Genomic DNA, 747 nt, shown 5'->3' with positions numbered 1-747 from the left:
TCTTCGCCAACACCGGCATGACCCTCGACCCCGAACCACCGTGACGGTGCGAACTTCAGCCTTTCAACCTCTGTAGCTGCTGATCAGGTAGACCTGCTGATTGGATCCGCAGCCCCGGTGTACGCGGCAATCAAGGGATTGCCTTTAGGCGACCGTGCTCTGCGGCGACCGCCGCAGATGCATGGTTGTCGGGATCCGTGACGGCGAGGACCTTCGTCAGACCCCGGCTGAATGCATCGGCGAGGACGGCGTCTGCTGCTTCGGTGGCGTAGCCGCGTCCCCAGGCGTCCGGATGCAGGTGCCAGCCGATCTCGACGTCGTTTGGCCCGCCCGAGGGCTCGCCGGCCGACAGGGGAATCGGCTTGAGCAGAAGGTTTCCCACCAGGCGGCCATCCGTGGCCCTGGTGATGGCCCAGATTCCGTGGATCGGGTCGTCGATGGCGAGCCGGCGTGCGATCGAGGCGAGTGCGTCCTCGCGGGTGCTCATGGTCGTGGGATGCGCGCCCAAGAAGCGTACGACCTCCCAGCGCGACTCGAGATCCAGAAGGAACTCGGCGTCGTCATCGCGCCAGGGGCGCAGCAGGAGGCGGTTGTTCGTGATGGTGCGCATGCCACCGAATCTAGCCAGTGCCGAGCAACGCGCCTCGAGCCGACCTCCTTCGCACGCATCTGCCGCTGTCGGAGCACGGGCGGCGAGCACGACGGACCTGCGTACGCTGCCGTGGTGCAGATCGACTTGGTGGCCCT

The 747-nt window shown here is 66.3% G+C and carries 1 protein-coding gene; it reads right to left on the bottom strand.

The features are described 5' to 3' along the window. Positions 1 to 130 precede the first annotated feature (130 nt). Entirely contained in the window at positions 131 to 610 is a 480-nt protein-coding gene (locus tag ACPXB1_RS30625) for a GNAT family N-acetyltransferase (RefSeq protein ID WP_355631885.1), read from the bottom strand. Between the last annotated feature and the right edge of the window lie 137 nt (positions 611 to 747).

It is taken from the genome of Micromonospora sp. DT68 (assembly GCF_049847245.1).
GTDB lineage: Bacteria > Actinomycetota > Actinomycetes > Mycobacteriales > Micromonosporaceae > Micromonospora > Micromonospora profundi.
This window is presented reverse-complemented; position numbering and strand designations above follow the sequence as displayed.